The organism is Kitasatospora sp. NBC_00315, assembly GCF_041435095.1.
GTDB lineage: Bacteria > Actinomycetota > Actinomycetes > Streptomycetales > Streptomycetaceae > Kitasatospora.
In genome coordinates, this window is record NZ_CP108025.1 from 5,896,775 (window position 1) to 5,913,225 (window position 16,451).

At 76.6% G+C, this 16,451-nt stretch carries 14 protein-coding genes and 1 riboswitch; of the genes, 4 read left to right on the forward strand and 10 right to left on the reverse strand.

Annotated features, from left to right (window positions below; all coding sequences use genetic code 11):
• Positions 1–17 precede the first annotated feature (17 nt).
• The 3 genes from OG823_RS24490 to OG823_RS24500 all read right to left on the reverse strand — a co-directional run bounded on the left by OG823_RS24490 (position 18) and on the right by OG823_RS24500 (position 2,964).
• Positions 18–686, reverse strand: coding sequence for an SCO2322 family protein (locus OG823_RS24490; protein ID WP_371481876.1), 669 nt, complete (start codon positions 684–686; stop codon positions 18–20).
• Positions 683–1,960, reverse strand: coding sequence for a prenyltransferase/squalene oxidase repeat-containing protein (locus OG823_RS24495; RefSeq protein ID WP_371481878.1), 1,278 nt, complete (start codon positions 1,958–1,960; stop codon positions 683–685). The genes OG823_RS24490 and OG823_RS24495 overlap by 4 nt, the downstream gene beginning before the upstream one ends.
• A 105-nt stretch (positions 1,961–2,065) precedes the next feature.
• Positions 2,066–2,136: riboswitch (cobalamin riboswitch) on the reverse strand.
• A 216-nt stretch (positions 2,137–2,352) separates the two neighbouring features.
• Positions 2,353–2,964, reverse strand: a complete 612-nt coding sequence (locus OG823_RS24500; protein WP_371481880.1) for a TetR family transcriptional regulator — start codon at positions 2,962–2,964, stop codon at positions 2,353–2,355.
• Between the two features lie 261 nt (positions 2,965–3,225).
• Here OG823_RS24500 and OG823_RS24505 point away from each other — a divergent pair, with 261 nt between their 5' ends.
• The 3 genes from OG823_RS24505 (at position 3,226) to OG823_RS24515 (ending at position 6,418) form a co-directional block, all read left to right on the forward strand.
• A complete protein-coding gene (locus tag OG823_RS24505) occupies positions 3,226–4,533 on the forward strand; it encodes a glycosyltransferase family 4 protein (RefSeq protein ID WP_371481882.1) in 1,308 nt (435 codons plus the stop codon).
• Between the two features lie 83 nt (positions 4,534–4,616).
• The gene (locus OG823_RS24510; RefSeq protein ID WP_371481884.1) at positions 4,617–5,363 is read left to right on the forward strand and encodes a class I SAM-dependent methyltransferase; all 747 of its coding nucleotides are present in this window, start codon (positions 4,617–4,619) and stop codon (positions 5,361–5,363) included.
• Complete coding sequence (locus tag OG823_RS24515; protein ID WP_371481885.1) at positions 5,360–6,418, forward strand: prenyltransferase; 1,059 nt, start codon at positions 5,360–5,362, stop codon at positions 6,416–6,418. The genes OG823_RS24510 and OG823_RS24515 overlap by 4 nt, the downstream gene beginning before the upstream one ends.
• A 79-nt stretch (positions 6,419–6,497) precedes the next feature.
• On the opposite strand, the gene OG823_RS24520 is transcribed toward OG823_RS24515, so the two are convergent.
• From OG823_RS24520 to OG823_RS24550, 7 genes are all read right to left on the reverse strand, one after another.
• Positions 6,498–7,439 (reverse strand): hypothetical protein, encoded by a 942-nt coding sequence (locus tag OG823_RS24520; protein ID WP_371481886.1) that lies wholly within the window; start codon positions 7,437–7,439, stop codon positions 6,498–6,500.
• Between the two features lie 173 nt (positions 7,440–7,612).
• Entirely contained in the window at positions 7,613–8,653 is a 1,041-nt protein-coding gene (locus tag OG823_RS24525; protein WP_371481887.1) for an N-acetylmuramoyl-L-alanine amidase, read from the reverse strand.
• A 7-nt stretch (positions 8,654–8,660) separates the two neighbouring features.
• Complete coding sequence (locus OG823_RS24530) at positions 8,661–9,725, reverse strand: hypothetical protein (RefSeq protein ID WP_371481889.1); 1,065 nt, start codon at positions 9,723–9,725, stop codon at positions 8,661–8,663.
• Positions 9,726–10,292: 567 nt separating this feature from the next.
• Positions 10,293–10,955, reverse strand: coding sequence for a class I SAM-dependent methyltransferase (locus OG823_RS24535; RefSeq protein WP_371481891.1), 663 nt, complete (start codon positions 10,953–10,955; stop codon positions 10,293–10,295).
• Positions 10,956–11,189: 234 nt separating this feature from the next.
• Complete coding sequence (locus OG823_RS24540; protein WP_371481892.1) at positions 11,190–11,432, reverse strand: hypothetical protein; 243 nt, start codon at positions 11,430–11,432, stop codon at positions 11,190–11,192.
• Between the two features lie 304 nt (positions 11,433–11,736).
• Positions 11,737–13,866, reverse strand: coding sequence for an alpha/beta fold hydrolase (locus tag OG823_RS24545; protein ID WP_371481893.1), 2,130 nt, complete (start codon positions 13,864–13,866; stop codon positions 11,737–11,739).
• Positions 13,863–14,870 carry a hypothetical protein gene (locus OG823_RS24550; RefSeq protein ID WP_371481894.1) on the reverse strand — a complete coding sequence of 336 codons (1,008 nt, stop codon included), beginning with the start codon at positions 14,868–14,870 and terminating at the stop codon, positions 13,863–13,865. The genes OG823_RS24545 and OG823_RS24550 overlap by 4 nt, the downstream gene beginning before the upstream one ends.
• Before the next feature lie 733 nt (positions 14,871–15,603).
• On the opposite strand from OG823_RS24550, the gene OG823_RS24555 reads away from it, so the two are divergent.
• Positions 15,604–16,440, forward strand: a complete 837-nt coding sequence (locus OG823_RS24555; protein WP_371481895.1) for a Nif3-like dinuclear metal center hexameric protein — start codon at positions 15,604–15,606, stop codon at positions 16,438–16,440.
• The last annotated feature ends 11 nt before the right edge of the window (positions 16,441–16,451 follow it).

Below are 16,451 nucleotides of genomic sequence, written 5' to 3' on the forward strand. Positions count from 1 at the left end.
GGACGGGGACGGGTTGCTCAGCGCCGCCGGCGGGTCTGCCACAGGGCGCCCGCGGCGAGCACCGCGACGGCGGCGCCGCCGGCGACCAGGCCCAGGTTCGGGCCGCCGCCGCCCCCGGCGGCGCCGGGGCCGGGGCCGGACAGTGCCTCGCCGCACCCGGCCGCCGGGTAGCCGGCGATGGCGCAGAGGATGCCCGCGGTGTCGTAGCGCAGGGGCGGGGCGACGGCGGCCAGCACCTCCGCGGAGCCGGCGGCGACGGGGACGACGGCGCAGGCGGTCCGCGCGGCCGGCGGGGCGGCGCCGGCCGCGAGCGTGCCGGGCGGGGCGTCGGCGGCGGTGCCGAAGTCGAGCACGACCGCGACCCGCTTGCGGCCTGCCTGGGCCGGGGTGGCCGCGCAGAGCGCGTCGAAGTCGCCGCCGGCGCCGGGCCGGGCGGCGTCCCGGCCGCCGTCGGGGCTGACCGCGAAGCGCCAGCCGTCCACCGCGCCGTCCGGCGGGACGTACACGGCGGGGCCCTGCTGCTGGTACGTCCAGGCCCCGGCGGACCACTTCCAGAAGGACCAGTAGCGGTAGCCGGTGGCGTGCGCGGGCGAGGCGGTGAGGACGCCGAGCAGCACCAGCAGGACGGCGGCGGTCAGAGCGGCCGCCGCCGTCCGCGGGCGGAGCCGGGCGGGCGGGTGGATCACGCGCGGGGCTTCCCGGCGGACTGCCGGGCGGCGCGCTTGCGCTGCAGGCTCAGCAGCAGGCCGCCGCCGACGCCGACCACCAGGCCCACGCCGAGCATCCAGACCGGGGAGGCCCCGCTCCCGTCGTCCTTCTTCTTAGGGGCCGCGGCGGGCGGGGCCGCGACGGCCGCCTTGGGAGCGGGCCCGGCGGCGGTCAGCTGCTGGACGAGGTCCGCCCCGCCGAAGGCGGCCGGGTCGCGCTGCGCGGCCTGCGCGACCAGCAGCAGGGTGGCGGTGGCCGACACGTCGGTGCCGCCCTTCGTCCAGGTGGCGCCCTGCGCGGCGAGCCAGTCGACGGCGCCGGCGGCCTGCTGGGGGTGGCCCGCCTGGATCAGGCCGAGCGCGGCCCAGGAGGTCGCGGTGAAGTCGGGGGTGGCGGCCGCGCCCGGCATGGTCAGCATCAGGTGCTGGTCGGTGGCGGCGAGCTGCGCGGTCAGATAGGCGGCCGCGGCCTCGGCGGAGTCCGCCCGCGACACCGGTTGCGCGGAGCCGTCGGCGCACGTCAGGGCCTTGGGCGCGGCGTCGACCCGGTTGGTGTTGACGACCGGCAGGTGGCCTCCGGCGGCGGCCGGCGCGGCCTGGGAGGTGGCCAGCGCGTTGGCGGCGAGGGCGCCGCTCTGGTCCGGCTGGTAGGCGAAGGCGCCGCGCTGGTCGGCGGGCGCGGCGCAGCCGAGCTGGAACCCGGCCAGGCCGTCGAAGCCGTTCCTGCCCGCCTTGGCGGTGCCGACCGGGTCGGCCTTGGCCGCGGTCAGCGCGGCGACGGCCAGACCGGTGGAGTCGGCGTCGCCCGGGCTGCCGGGGTTGTAGGCCCAGCTGCCGTCGGTGTTCTGGACGGTCTTCAGCCACTGGACGCCCTTGTCCACCGTGTCCTGGTGCCCGCCGAGCGCCACCAGCGCCTGGACGGCCACCGAGGTGGCGTTGCTGTCCTCGGTCTTGGCGTCGCAGGCCACCGAGGCGTCGGCGCGGTAGGAGGGCCAGCCGCCGTCCGCGCACTGCTGGCCGGTCAGCCAGCCCACGGCGGCGTCGGCCGGGACGACCTTGGCGTTCGCCAGCGCGGTCAGCGTCAGCGACTGGCGCCAGACGCCGTCGTACGTGGGGTCGCCGCTGCCGTAGAGCCCGGCGGGGACGGCCGCGGCGGCGGGCGAGGGAGTGTCTGCCAGGGCGGGCGCGGCGGCGGCGCCGGCCGGCAGCACGGCGATGAGCGCGGCGGCGCCCAGGCGGGCGGCGGTCAGCATGGCGGGAGGTGCCTTTCGGTGAGCGGTGGGTGGCCCGTGACGGGCCGTCCGTAGACCTCGACGGTGCCGGCGGAGGCCGGCATGGCCGCTCGCCCCTCCCCGGGCGGTCCGGCTCGCCCGGCGCGGGGCGCGGGCTCACGGTTGCGGGGTCAGCGCCGGTGTCGCACCGGCTTTCCCCGGGGGCAGGGCGGATGCAGTTGTGGTGCCCGTCGACTCTAGCCGCCCGTTCCGCCGCCGGTGCGCCACGGTGGTGTGGGCTCGGTCGCACCGGCCCCGGGCGGGGCGCTCCGGTACAGGAACCGGTTCTCGTCCGGTGCACCAGGGCCGCCCCCGGGCCGCCCCGGGCCGACCTCGGCCGTCCGGGGCGGCCCGGGGGCGGGGGCGGAGCCGGGTCAGGGCAGGGTCAGCAGCCGGGCGGCGGTCTGCAGGTCGGCGTGCACCTCGGCGATCGAGGCGCGTCCGGAGAGCCAGGCGACCAGGGCGGAGTGCCAGGTGTGCTCGATCACCCGGACGGCCGCCCGCTGCCGGGCGCTCGGCGGGCCGGCCTGGCCGATCGCGTCCAGGATGATCTGTGAGGTGAGGCCGGAGACCCGGTCGACCTCGGCGCTCACCGAGCGGTCCGCGAAGGACAGCGCCCGGACCATCGCCTCGGCCAGCAGCGGCTCGCGCTGCAGCGCGTGGAAGGCCCGGGTGAGCGTCTCGGCGACCCGCGGCGCGGGGTCCTCCCCGGCCGGCGGATGCCGTCGGACCTGGTCCAGCAACTGCTGGAGCTGCTCCTGCATCACCGCGACCAGCAGGTGGACCTTGGAGGGGAAGTACCGGTACAGGGTGCCGAGCGCGACCTCGGCACCGTCGGCGACCTCGCGCATCTGGACCGCCTCGTACCCGCCCCGGTTCGCCAGCGCGGTGGCCGTGCGCAGGATCCGCCGCCGGCGTTCGGCCTGCCGCGGACTGAGCGCGGGGCCCGCGGGCTGCGCGGCGGAGTTGGTCGGGGGGGTCGGCAAGAGGGCTCCCAGGGCGCGGGGTAACGGCGGCTCACGGGGTGGATCGGTGGTGGTCCGGCGGCGGATCGGTGGCGTGGCGCGAATCACCGGCCCTGGCTCCGAAGCACAAGCTACGGGCCGGTATCTTCGAGGTCTCTCATTGTTCACATGTGCAATGACGACCTCCACAGCACAGTGAAACCTGATCTACTTTAGCGCCGTGGCCGTCCTGCGGTCCGGACCAGTGATTCAGACCCGAACAGCAGAGATAAGGGGCCGAGGATGACCGCGCAGCCGCTGCGGATTGCCTTGCTGTCCTACCGCGGCGACCCGTTCTGCGGCGGCCAGGGCGTGTACGTCCGGCACCTGTCCCGCGAACTGGCGCGCCTGGGCCACCACGTGGACGTGATCGGCTCCCAGCCCTTCCCGGTGCTGGACGAGGTCGAGGGCCCCGGGTCGGTGCGGCTGGTGGAGCTGCCGAGCCTGGACCTCTACCGCGCCGACGACCCCTTCCGGACGCCTGGGCTCGCCGAGTACCGGGGGCCGGTGGACGTGCTGGAGGTCGCCACGATGAGAACCGGCGGCTTCCCCGAGCCGCTGACCTTCTCGCTGCGCGCCCGGCGGTACCTGGCCCGGCACAAGGGCCGCTACGACGTCGTCCACGACAACCAGACCCTCGGCTACGGCCTGCTCGGGCTCGAACGGCACGGCTTCCCGCTGGTCACCACGATCCATCACCCGATCACCGTGGACCGGCAGTTGGAGCTCGACGCGGCGCCGACCCGGCTGCGCCGGCTCTCGCTGCGCCGGTGGTACGCCTTCACCCGGATGCAGCGCCGGGTGGCCGCCCGGCTGGCGCACGTGATCACCGTCTCCGGCACCTCCAAGACCGAGATCGCCGAGCACCTGGGCGTCGCGCCCGGTGCCATCACGGTGGTGCCGATCGGCGCCGACACCCGGCTCTGGTCGCCCTCCCCGGAGGTCGCCACCGTGCCGGGGCGGATCGTCACCACCTCCAGCGCGGACGTCCCGCTGAAGGGCCTGGTCCACCTGGTCGAGGCGCTGGCCAAGCTCCGCACCGAGCGCGAGGCGCACCTGGTGGTGGTCTGCAAGCAGCGGTCGGACGGCCCGGTCGCGGAGGCCGTGCGGCGGTTCGGCCTGGAGCCGTACATCGAGTTCCGCAGCGGGCTGACCGACCAGGAGCTGGTCGATCTCTACCGCTCGGCCGAGGTGGCCTGCGTGCCGTCCCTGTACGAGGGCTTCTCGCTGCCGGCCGCCGAGGCGATGGCCACCGGGACGGCGCTGGTCGCCACCACCGGCGGGGCGATCCCCGAGGTCGCCGGGCCGGACGGGGAGAGCTGTCTCGCGGTGCCCCCCGGTGACGCGGACGCGCTGGCGACCGCGCTCGGGCGCCTGCTGGACGACCCCGGGCTGCGGGCGGCGCTCGGCGCGGCCGGGCGCGAGCGGGTGCTGGCCCGGTTCACCTGGGAGCGGGCGGCGGAGCTGACCGTCGAGGGCTATCGCGCGGCGATCGCGACCGGCGCCGGCCGGCACGCGCGGTCCGGCGCTGGCTGGCGCTACGTCGCCTGATCCGCCGCCGTCCGCACGTCACGCCGTCCGTCGCGGTGACGTAGCGTCAAGAACGTTTGGTACCAAGGAATGGGAGCCCCGCAGTGCTGACCGTCGATTTCTCGCGCTTCCCGCTCGCCCCCGGCGACCGGGTGCTCGACCTGGGCTGCGGCGGGGGCCGGCACGCCTTCGAGTGCTACCGGCGCGGCGCCAACGTGGTCGCCCTCGACCAGAACGCCGACGAGATCGCCGAGGTCCGGAAGTGGTTCGCGGCGATGGAGGAGGCCGGCGAGGCCCCGGCCGGAGCCTCCGCCGTGGCGATGGAGGGCAACGCCCTGGCGCTGCCCTTCGAGGACGAGTCCTTCGACAAGATCATCATCTCCGAGGTGATGGAGCACATCCCCGACGACAAGGGGGTGCTGGCCGAGATGTTCCGGGTGCTCAGGCCCGGCGGTCTGCTGGCCGTCACCGTTCCGCGCTGGCTGCCCGAGAAGATCTGCTGGGCGCTCTCCGACGAGTACCACGCGAACGAGGGCGGCCACATCCGCATCTACCGCGGCGACGAGCTGCTGGAGCGGCTGACGGACGCCGGCCTCACGCCGTACGGCACCCACCACGCGCACGCGCTGCACTCGCCGTACTGGTGGATCAAGTGCGCGGTCGGCGTCGGCAACGACAAGGCGCTGCCGGTCAAGGCCTACCACCAGCTGCTGGTCTGGGACATCGTCGGCACCCCGGTGATCAGCACCCTCACCAAGGCCGCCGAGAAGGCGCTCAACCCGGTCATCGGCAAGAGCTTCGTCGCGTACGCCAGCAAGCCGCACCGGCCCGCCGACGGGGCCACCGCGTGACCGCCGCCGTCCCCGAGGTGCTGCTGCTCGACGGGGTGCTGGACGCCGAGCAGGCCGCCGCGACCGTCCACAGCATCCTGCGCGAGCAGCGTCCCGACGGTGCCATCCCGTGGTTCGGCGGCCACCACCTCGACCCCTGGGACCACACCGAGGCGGCGATGGCCCTCGACACGGCCGGCGAGCACGCCGCCGCCGAGGCCGCCTACCGCTGGCTGGTGGCGAACCAGAACACCGACGGCTCCTGGTACGCCGGCTACACCGAGGGCGAGGTCTCCAACGCGTCCAAGGAGACCAACTTCTGCGCGTACCTCGCGGTCGGCGTCTGGCACCACCACCTCAGCACCGGCGACGACGCCTTCCTTGAGTGGATCTGGCCGACCGTCAGGCGTGCGCTCGACTTCACCGTCGGTCTGCGGCTGCCCGGCGGCCCGATCGCCTGGCGGCTCGACGAGGACGGTACCGCGCCCGAGGAGGCGCTGCTCACCGGCTCGTCCAGCATCCTGCACGCGCTGCGCTGCGGACTCGCCGTCGCCGACTACCTGGAGGAGCCCCAGCCCGACTGGGAGCTGGCCGCCGGCCGGCTGCGGCACGCGGTGGCCCGTCACCCGGAGCGCTTCCTCGACAAGGACCGCTTCTCGATGGACTGGTACTACCCCGTGCTCGGCACCGCACTGCGCGGCCCGGCCGCCGTGGAGCGGATCGAGCGGGACTGGCACCGGTTCGTGGTGCCGGGTCTGGGCGTGCGCTGCGTCAGCGACCGCCCCTGGGTCACCGGCGGCGAGAGTGCCGAACTCGCCCTGGCACTGTGGGCGGTCGGCGAGTCCGACCGCGCGGTGGAGATCCTGCGCTGGATCCAGCGCCTGCGGCACACCGACGGCTCGTACTGGACGGGATACGTCTTCGAGGACGACGTCGTCTGGCCCGAGGAGCGCACCACCTGGACGGCCGGCGCGCTGCTGCTCGCGGTCGCCGCGCTCGGCGGTGACCCGGCCACGGTGGCGGTGTTCGGCGGCGAGGAGCTGCCCGCCGGTCTCGTGGTGCGCGACTGCTGCTGAGCGGCCTGCCGCGGCGGAGGACGACGGAGGGGGCGGGACCGGAGCGATCCGGTCCCGCCCCCTCCGTCGTCGGAGCCCGTCAGCCGCGCTGGATGTCCGCGGCCTCGTTCAGCACACCCTGGCTGCCGTCCTGGAGCTGCGCGACCAGCGCGGCGCCGCGCTGCTCGACGGCGAGGTACCAGGTACCGGGGACCAGCTGCCCGACCGGGGCGCCGGAGGGGTTGTCCTTCGGAGCCAGCTGGCGGGGCGCCGGGACGGCGAACCAGAACGGCGCGAAGTCGGCGGCCGGAGCGGCGGCGGCCGCCGGGGCGCTCTGGGCCTGCACCGGCTGGGGCTGGGCCTGCTGGCCGCCGAAGGAGGCGTCCTGCGGCTGGCCGGGGGCCGGGTAGCCGTACCCGCCCTGCTGCGGCTGGCCGTAGGCCGGCGGCTGCGCGGACTCCTGGCCGGGGGCCGGGTAGCCGTACTGGCCGGGCTGGGCGCCCTGCTGCGGCTGGCCGGCGCCGGGGGCCGGGTAGCCGGCCGCGCCGGGGTAGCCCGGCTGGACGGCGGGCTTGTCGGCCACCAGCGGGGCCTGGAGCGCGGGCACCAGCGGTCCGGCGGCGGCCGCGCCGGCGAGCACGATCAGCGACAGGACGGCGAGCCAGGCACCGAAGCCGTGGCCGACCGCGCTGCTGTCGCCGCCGCCGCCGAGCGCCCACAGGGAGGCCCAGAGCGCGGCGACCGAGAAGGCGATGCCCCACTGGTCGAGGCGCAGGCCGAGCACCTGGCGGGTGGCGGCGGCCGCGCCCTGGAAGCGGTGCACCAGGATCAGGGCGGCGGCGGCCAGACCGAGCAGGAACACCGACGGCAGCACCGGGAACAGGCCGGTGTTCCAGGCACTGAACGAGGACGAGTAGCAGCTCGAACTCTTGATGCCGGAGCAGGCGTCGAAGGTCTGGTACGGCAGGAAGGATGCGATGAACAGCAGGACGGCCGCACCTGCGACGGCGGCGTCTCCCCTGGTGAGAGCGCGCAGATTCACTAACGTTCCCCTCGTTGGTGTGTCGTGGACGGCAGCTTGCGTGTTCGGCTTACCGGTCGGGCTTACCGGACGGGAAAACTCCCGAACGGACCAAGAGCCTAGGGCCAACGCATGAGCGTGTGCACGGCGGGCTCCGTAATGGGGCAAAGTCGTTGCAAAACCAGCGCCGCAGGTCAGCCCGGTGTGGTCAGAAACGCCGTCAGGGCGTCCACGATGCCCTGGGCGGCCTGCTGGCGCCACTGAGGGTCGGTCATCCGCTGTGCGTCACCGGCGTTGCGCATGTTGCCGCACTCGATGAACACCTTGGGGACGGTGGAGAGGTTCAGCCCGCCGAGGTCCGAGCGGGTGTCCAGGCCCTGCGAGGCGATGTAGTCGGCGTACGGTTCGCCCGTCGCGGCCCTGAACCTGTCCCGCAGCAGCAGGCCGAGACGGTGGGACGGCTCCACGATCGCCGTGGTGTTCGCCCGGCCGGCGACCACCTTGGCCGGCATGATCACGTGGAATCCGCTGCCGGAGGCCGGTCCGCCGTCCCCGTGCACCGAGACGGCGGCGTCCGCGTGCGCGGCGTTGCCCGCCTTGGCGCGGTCGTCTATGCAGGGGCCCCACGGCTTGTCGCCGTCCTGGGTGAACACCACGGTCGCGCCCCGGGCCTCCAGCAGCGCGCGGGCCCGGCGCGAGACGTCCAGGGTGTAGTCCGCCTCGCTGTAACCGGCGTTGGTCTCGGTGCCGGTGGTGTCGCACTCCTTGCGGGCGTTGCCGATGTCGACCTGACGGTTGATCTCGGTGGTGTGCCGCCCGTTGGCGGTGTTGTGGCCGGGATCGAGCAGCACGGTGCGGCCCGCCAGCGCGCGGTCGGTGGGCGCGGCCACCGGGGCCGGTGCGGTAGCGCCACCGGCCGGTGCGGCACCGGAACCCGCCGGGCTCGCGGCCGCGGCGGGAGCGCCGGCCTGCGGGCTCGCGGGAGGCAGTGTCGTCGGCCAGGCGGTCAGCACCTCGGGATCGGGCACGGCCTCGGCCGTCGAACCGATCGAGCGGGCGGGGGCGGGGGCGCCCCCGGCGACCGCGTGCCACCCCAGCCAGCCCACCAGGCCGAGCGGCAGCAGCGCGCCGCCGAGGGCCAGCGCGCGCCACCGGGTGACGCGCCGGGGCCGGTCCGGTCCGGGGCCGTCGTCGGCCGGCCGGAGGTCGGGGTGCTGGGGGTCGGTGCCGGTCACGAGTCGTTCAGATCCTGTCCCAGGTGCGCTGTGTCAGACCGTACGCGTCGGCGGTCGGCTTCCACTTGCTGACGAAGTCCTTCTTGGACTGGGTGGCCTGCGGGTTGAGCTCGTCCGCCCGCTTCTTCTCCGGAGTGCTCGGCGCCGTGCCGGAGCAGCCCTTGGCGGCGACGGCCCTGGCCCAGGTCGCGTAGGCGCGGTCGATGTCGCCCGACTGCTGCCACGCGGTCTTCAGGGTCTGCACGGCGTCCGCCCCGCCGGGTACGTCACCCACGTCCAACGTAGCCAGATCGGCCAGGAGTTGGTCGCGCTGGGTGGCCCCCGTGTCGAAGACCTGGGCGGCGCTCTCGATGTCCGCCCTGGCCGGGCAGCTGCTGACCTTGGCCACCGCGCTGCCGATCGGCGCCTTGGCCGTCTCGGCGCGGCCGAGCAGCTCGTCCAGCGCCTTGGCCTGCGCCGGGGCGTTCGCGCCGGCGGAGGGGCCCGCGCTCGGAGAGGCGCTGGGGCTCGCTCCGGCCGTGGACGCGGCGCCCGCGGAGGCGCCGTCCCCGCTCGGCAGCGGCGCCGGCTGCCCGCCGCCGGCCGTGGTGGCGGAGGGGGCGGGGCTCGCCGTCCGGCTGTTCGAGTCGCCGTTGCTGTTCTGCACCGCCCACACCACACCCGCGCCCAGTCCGAGGACGAGCAGCAGGCCGACGGTGACGAGAAGCGGGGTGCGGTTGCGCGGCGCCGGCTCCTCGTCGTACCGGCCGATCTCCTCGTGGCCGGGCCGGCCGGCGTAGCCGTCGGCGGGCGGGTACGGTCCCTGGGCGTACTGCTCCTGCGGGTACGGGCTCTGCGCCTGCTGCTCCGGCTGGAAGGGGCCCGGTGGGAACGAGTCCGGCGGGAAGGGGCCCGGCGGGAAGGGTCCCGGCGGCGGGCCTGCCGGCGCGGCGGGGCCGGTGTGCCCCGGGAACGGCGCCGGGCCGACGGCGTGCCCGGGGAAGCCCTGGGCCGGCCCGGCCTGCGGCTGGTACGGCGGCCGGCCGTGCGGCTGCTCGGACTGCGGCGGCGGGTAGCCGTAACCGCCGGGCACCGTCGGCGTGATCCGGGTCGGGGCCGTTTCGGGGCCGGACGACGGGGTCAGGTACGGGCGCGGCGTCGGCGGCCCGGGCTGCGGCGGGGGACCGGGGCGCTGCGGCGCCGGCGGTTGCGGGGCCGACTGCTGGGGCCTGCCCGGCCCGGGCGGCGGCGGGGCCGGAGCGCCGGAGGGTGTCCCGTCGGACGGCGCGCTCGGTGCCGTCTCGGGTGGTGCGGGCTGCTGCGGCGGTCCGGAGCTGCCCGCACCCGGCGGGCCTGCCGGAGTACCGCGCACCCAGCCGCCTGCGCCCCCCCGGGCACTGGGATCCCACACCGCCGGAGCGGTGTTGTTCTGGTCCGTCATGCGTTCGCCCCCGCCGTCCTGCCTCGCCGTGCGTGTCCGTACGTGTCCGTGTCGCCGTCGCGGCGCCGGGAGGAACCGCGCGGCCACCGTACCCGGAGAACCCCGGACGGCGTGCCCCGGCACCCGGACAACCATGCGACCAGGCACGACGGTAGAGCATTCGTGATCACGGCGGGGGCGGACGCCGGAGCCCGGGACGATCGGCCGTCGGGCGCCCGCTCAGAGCCCGGTGACGGCCGGGCGGCGCAGTACCCGCAGCGAGCCGGTCACCGAGATCTCCTCGAAGCCCTCGTCGAGCGCCCGGAGGTAGACCCGGTAGGGCGCCTGCCCGCCGTCGGCCGGGTCGGGGAAGACGTCGTGCACCACCAGCAGGCCCTCCGGCGCCAGGTGCGGCACCCAGCCCTCGTAGTCGCCGGTGGCGTGCTCGTCGGTGTGCCCGCCGTCGATGAAGACCAGAGCCAGGTCGCCGCCCCAGAGCGCCGCGATCTGCGGCGATCGGCCGACCAGCGCGACCACGTGGTCCTCCAGCCCGGCGGCGTGCAGGGTGCGGCGGAAGCGCGGCAGGGTGTCCATCCGGCCGACCTCGCCGTCCACCAGGCTCGCGTCGTGGTACTCCCAGCCGGGCTGCTGCTCCTCGGAGCCCCGGTGGTGGTCCACCGTCAGGGCGGTGGTGCCGGTCGCCCGGGCGGCGGCGGCCAGCAGGATCGCGGAGCGGCCGCAGTAGGTGCCGATCTCCAGGACGGGCAGTCCGGTGCGGCCGGCCGCGTCGAGGGCGGCCGCGTACAGGGCCAGGCCCTCGTCCACCGGCATGAACCCGGTCGCGGCCTCGAACGCCGTGAGCACCTCGGGTGCGGGGCGGGTGCTCTCCCGGAGGTCGGACATGTGGCGCTCCTTGCGGACGGCGGGGTACGGGTCCGGACGGGGTGCCCGACGGATGGACCCTACTCGACGGTACGGCCGGGACCGGCGGGGCCTCGCGCGGGCCGCAGGGCGGGCGGGTACGGCGGGGCGGGGTGGTCGGCCGGGGTGGTGGGGCGGGGTGGTGGGGCGGGGACGGCGGCGGGCGGTCCCGGCCCCACCACCGGGCGGCGGGGAGGTGCTGTGCTGTCAGCGCTGTCAGTGCTGCTCGGCGCCGGCCAGCCGGTGGCGGCCGTGCGGGTTCGCCTCGGGGGTGTCGTCGGGGGCCGTCAGGCCACGGTGGCGGCCGTGCGTGTCGTCCGCGCGGTGGTGTTCGGCGCGGCTCTCGTGGGCTCCGGGGCCGGTACCGCCGGGGTGGTCGGGGTGGTCGGGGCTGCCCGTGCTTCCGGTGTCATCTGTACTGCCGGGGCCGGTGGGATCGGTGAGGGTGTCGAACATCATGATCGTCTTCCGTGCGAGGGTGCGAGAGCGGGCCGGTGCCGCCGCACGGCACCGGGAGGGCAGGACGCCCGAGGCGTCGAGGCGGATGATCACGGCCTCTGCCCGGGCCACCATAACGGGCCGAACCGGCCGGATTCCCATCCATCGGGTCCGGCGCCGACCGGCGTCCGCCGCGAACCGCCGCCGACCCGTCGGTGAGCCCTCGCGGCCCGCCGCGGTGACGCACCGCCGGGCCGGCGGCGACACAGCTCCGGGCGGGCGGCGACACAGCTCCGGGCGGCCGGGCCCGCCCCGCCGCCCGGAGCTACCCGGGACGGCCGCTGCGCAGGAACCCCGCCAGCAGTTCGTGCAGCACCGCGGAGCCCTCCTCCGCGAGCACCTCGTGCCCGGCCCCGGCCGCCTCGACGTACCGGAAGTCGGCACCCTCCAGCCGGCCGATCCGGAGCAACTCGTGCCGCAGCGCCCGGGACTGGCTGACCGGTACGACCTCGTCGCGGTCACCGTGCACGATCAGCAGCGGCGCGGTGATCCGGTGCGCCAGCAACAGCACGTCGCGCGGGCCGCGGGCGTCCTCGACCTGGTCGGCGCCGCCCAGCCGGGTGGTGAGCTCCCGGACGGGGGCGGCCGCCTCGGCCAGCAGCCGGCCGCCGGAGAGGAACGGGGCCACCACCGCGCACCGCGCGACCTGCCCGGCCGGGGCGTGCGCGGCGGTCAGCAGGGCGAGGAACGCGCCGTAGCTGACCCCGAACAGCGACGGCGGCTCCAGCCCGAGCGCCGAGCGCTGGCCGGCGATCCCGTCGAGCAGGGCGAGGACGTCCTCCAGATCCGGCCCGCCCCAGGCGCCGCACACCGTCAGCGCGTGCTCCGTCCCGTAGCCGGTGCTGCCGCGCTGGTTCGGGGCGACGACCGCCAGCCCTTCGGCGGCCATCCGCTGGAGCGCCGGATCGAACTCCAGCCGCCAGGCGTCGGCCGGACCGCCGTGCAGGGCCAGTACCAACTGCGGGCTGCTCAGCCAGGCGTCCCCGCCGTACACGACGGCTTCCAACGGGCCTGCTGGACCGGCGAGTTCCAGGCTCTGCGCCGGGTGCCAGCGACCGCCGTCGCCGGGTGGCGCGCTGCCGTCCAGCTGCCATCCCGGCGGGGAGGTCCGGCAGATCCTCGGGCCGCCCGCCGTGGGCCGGGGCAGGTCCGCCTCACGCCACGGCCCGGGCAGCCCGCCGCTCAGCGGTGCCAGCCGCAGCGGCAGCGGCACCGTCGCGGTCGCTCCCGGCGGGCCCAGACCGACCATGGTGTCCACGTCCAGGGTGGCCAGTGCGGCCGGATGGTCGGGAGCGGAGTAGGGCATCCGCAGCCCGGCCGCCGACCAGTGGCCGACCGCGCCGAGCCGGCCGGGCGGTACGGGCAGCGGGTCCAGCCGGTGGCCCCCCGGCTGCCAGAGGGCGAGCGCGGACGCCGCGCCGTGGTCGATCTGGACGGCGACCCCGACCGCCTCGACGGAGCCGGGGGCGGGGCGAGGGCCGGTGGCAAACGGGGCGGCGGGCGGCGGGCCGAGAATGCTCGGACGCAGGGCGACCGGTCGCAGGAACACCCCGGGCACGTGCAGGCAGTCGGGGAAGCGCAGCCGCTCCCCGCCGCCGAGGACGCCCCAGCCGAGCCGGTCGGCGCCGGGCGCGTCGCTGCGCACCATGAGGAAGCGGGTGTCCGGGTCGAACAGCACCAGGCGGTCGTTGCTCCGCTCGCCGATCTCCAGCAGGGGAGTGACCTCGCCCGGTCCGAGATCCAGCACGACCGTGCGGACCACCCCGTCGTGCACCCGGTCGAGCGCGAGCAGCCGGCCGTCCCGGTCGAGCCAGACACCGCCGCCGTACAGGCCGGGCACCTCGGCGATCCGCTCGGGCTCGCCGCCGTCGGCGCGGACCAGCCAGACGGTGGTGACCGGGCGTCCGTCGCTGCCGATCGCCAGCGCCACCGGCGCGCCGGGCGCGACCCGGCCATCGGCCGGGACCGGCATCGGCAGCAACCGCAGGCCGGGGGTCCGCAGCGCGGCCAGCTGCCGTTCCTCCGCCGCCGGGCCGGGCGGCCGGCTGCCGTCGTACGTCCGGTGGTCAGGGCCCCGGCCGTCGTGCGCCCCCGGGCCGGCGGGTCCGTCGCCGGGGGACAGCAGCACCAGCTCGTGCCGGTCGCCGTCGCGCCGGCACACCAGCACCCGGCCGTCGGGCAGCGGGACGAGCTGGGCGTGCAGGCTCTCGGACCGGCTTCCCGGCAGCGCCAGCGCGGTCGGCACGGCGGGGCCGGTCGGCGGCAGTCGCCAGCTCTCCGCGTACCAGCCGCCGTCGGCGCCGGAGGCCAGGCAGGCCGCGTGCGAGCCGTCGGAGGCGAAGGTGAAGCCCACCCGGCGCATCGCCCGGGTCGAGGCGCGGGTGGTCACGTTCACGGGCCGGTCACCGCCGTCGCGGCAGGTGTACCGGGTGTCCGGGGCAGGGGCGTCCTGCGGGTCGGGGGTGCCGGGGCGCCGGCCGTCAGGGCGGCGCGGATCCCGGCCAGGCTCCGGCGCCGGTCCGGCGACAGCTCGCGCAGGTCGAGCGCGAGCCGCCCCAGCTCGGCCGCGGTGCCGCCGCCGCGTGCGGCCAGCGCCAGCCACCGGCCGAGCCGGTCGAGGAGCGGCGGTGCGTGCGGCAGGCCCTCGCCGAGCAGCGGGTCGTGTCCGGTGGCGAGCAGGAAGAACAGGCCGCCGAGGGCGTACAGGTCGGCGCCGTGACGGAGGCCCTCGGCGCAGCCGTGCAGCGGTCGTGGCCCGGTCGGCCGAGGGATCCGCGCGGGCGGCCGGTAGCCGGGCACGCCCGGCCGTACGGGGATCGGAGCGAAGGGGTCGGCCGGGGCGCCGGCCTCGGCCGTCAGCTCCAGCGCGGTCAGCCGCACCCCGCCGTCGGGCCGGACGACCAGGTGGTCGGGGGAGAGGTCGAGCAGCACCAGCCCCTGGGCACGGGCGCGGTCGATCAGGTCGACCAGGGCGAGGGCCAGCGGCCGGGCCTCGGCCCAGGGGACCCCCACCCGGCCGTCCTCGCCGCGTCGCCCGGCGACCCACTCGCCGAGCGACCTCCCGGCCACCCGTTCCCTGACCAGGAACAGCGCGTCCTCCTGCTCGACCAGGTGCAACGGCCGGGGTGCGACCCGATGGCCGTCCAGGTGCGCCAGCAGCGCGGCCTCCCGGCGCAGCGCGCCCCGGGCGGCGAGACCGGCCCGGCCCGCCTCCCGCCGCACCCGGGCCTGGCGGACCACGACCTCTCCGCCGCCGACCGTGTCCCGGGCCAGGTACAGGCCGCCGCCGGGGTCCTGACGCAGCGCGGTCGTCAGCGCGTACCGCCCGCCGACCAGGCCACCGCCGTGCCGCCCGGCGGGCCTCGGGGCGCCCGGGCGGCGGTGGGCCGGACCGGGCACCGGCCCTCTCCCCTCGACAGGGCCGGCCCGCCCCGGGCCGCGCACACCCCCGACCGCCGCCGGGCCGCCGCTCGCCGCACCGTCCGGCCGGCCGTCCGCCGCCGCGGCTGTCGGGCCGGAGCGGTCCTCCGTGCGCGGCCTGCCCGTCGCTCGCGGCGCGTCGCCCGTACGCGGCCCGTTCTCCCCCCGGCCCTCGACCCCCACCGACCCCGGCCCCCCGGCCGTACGCAGCGATGTGCCCGCTCCCATCCCGCCTCACATCCCCTCGTCTCGGCCCGGCCGGACACCGGGGTGCGCGGTGCTCCGGCACCCCGGCCCGATCGGCTCTCGGAAGTACGGGAACCGCCGCCGGCGTCCGCCGGCCGGCCGGACCCCGGGCGGCCCACCGCCCGGGGGAGCCTTCACTCCTGCCTGCGTGGCCGCCACTGCCGGGGCAACTCCCGTTTGCAGGAGTGAAGTTACTTTCGGGCCGGAAAGGGCTCAACGAGAAGCGGGTCACTTCACTCATAAGGGTGATCAACCGGGGCTTTCGCGCACGCCGCGCCGACCCGGTGTGACCAGGACGCCGCGCCCCCGGGGCGGGAGCGGCCTGCCCCCGGCGCCGGGCCGCTCCCGCCGGGCGCCGACGGCGGGCAGCGGCCGGGCTGACGCCCGCCCGACCGGGCGCCGTCCCGGCCGCTGCGCCGGAGCACCGTGCGCCCGAACGGCCCCCTGCGCACGGTAGTCTCGACAGGTGCCGAAACTGTCCGACGTCATCAGTGCGCTCGAAGAGCTCTACCCGCCGCAGTGGGCGGAGTCCTGGGACGCCGTGGGCCTGGTCTGCGGGGATCCTGACGCCGAGGTCCACCGGGTGCTGTTCGCGGTCGACCCCGTCCAGGCCGTCGTCGACGAGGCCGTCGCATGGGGGGCCGACCTGGTCGTCACCCACCATCCGCTCTACCTGCGCGGCACCACCAGCGTCGCCGCGACCTCCTTCAAGGGCAGGGTCGTGCACACCCTGATCTCCTCCGGGATCGCCCTGCACGTCGCGCACACCAACGCCGACCACGCCGACCCCGGGGTCTCCGACGCGCTCGCCGAGGCCGTCGGCCTGCGGATCACCGGCCCGCTGGTCCCGGACCCGACCGATCCCGCGGGCCGCCGCGGCAGCGGCCGGATCGGCGTGCTGGAGCCCCCGCTCACGCTGTCCGCCTTCGCCGCCCGGGTGGCCGAGGGCCTGCCGGCCACCGCCGCGGGGGTCCGGGTCGCCGGCGACGGTGACCGGCTGATCGGCCGGGTCGCCGTCTGCGGTGGTTCCGGGGACTCCTTCATCGCCCGGGCCAGGGCCGCCGGGGTCGACGCCTACGTCACCGCCGACCTGCGCCACCACCCGGCGTCCGAGGCCGCCGAGGCCTCGCCCCTCGCTCTGGTGGACGCCGCGCACTGGGCCACCGAATGGCCCTGGCTGAACCTCGCCGCGCGGGCCCTCGACGCGGTCTCGACCGAGCACGAGTGGCAGCTGGAGACCAAGGTCTCCCACCGGGTCACCGACCCGTGGACCGCGCACACCCCCATGCCCTTCACCGCCTGACCCGATTCACA

Bases quoted from the DNA above. Each gene is read 5' to 3' on its own strand.
- OG823_RS24535 (WP_371481891.1), bottom strand. From the start codon at position 10,955: ATGTCCGACCTCCGGGAGAGCACCCGCCCCGCACCCGAGGTGCTCACG.
- OG823_RS24540 (WP_371481892.1), bottom strand. From the start codon at position 11,432: ATGATGTTCGACACCCTCACCGATCCCACCGGCCCCGGCAGTACAGAT.
- OG823_RS24505 (WP_371481882.1), top strand. From the start codon at position 3,226: ATGACCGCGCAGCCGCTGCGGATTGCCTTGCTGTCCTACCGCGGCGAC.
- OG823_RS24495 (WP_371481878.1), bottom strand. From the start codon at position 1,960: ATGCTGACCGCCGCCCGCCTGGGCGCCGCCGCGCTCATCGCCGTGCTG.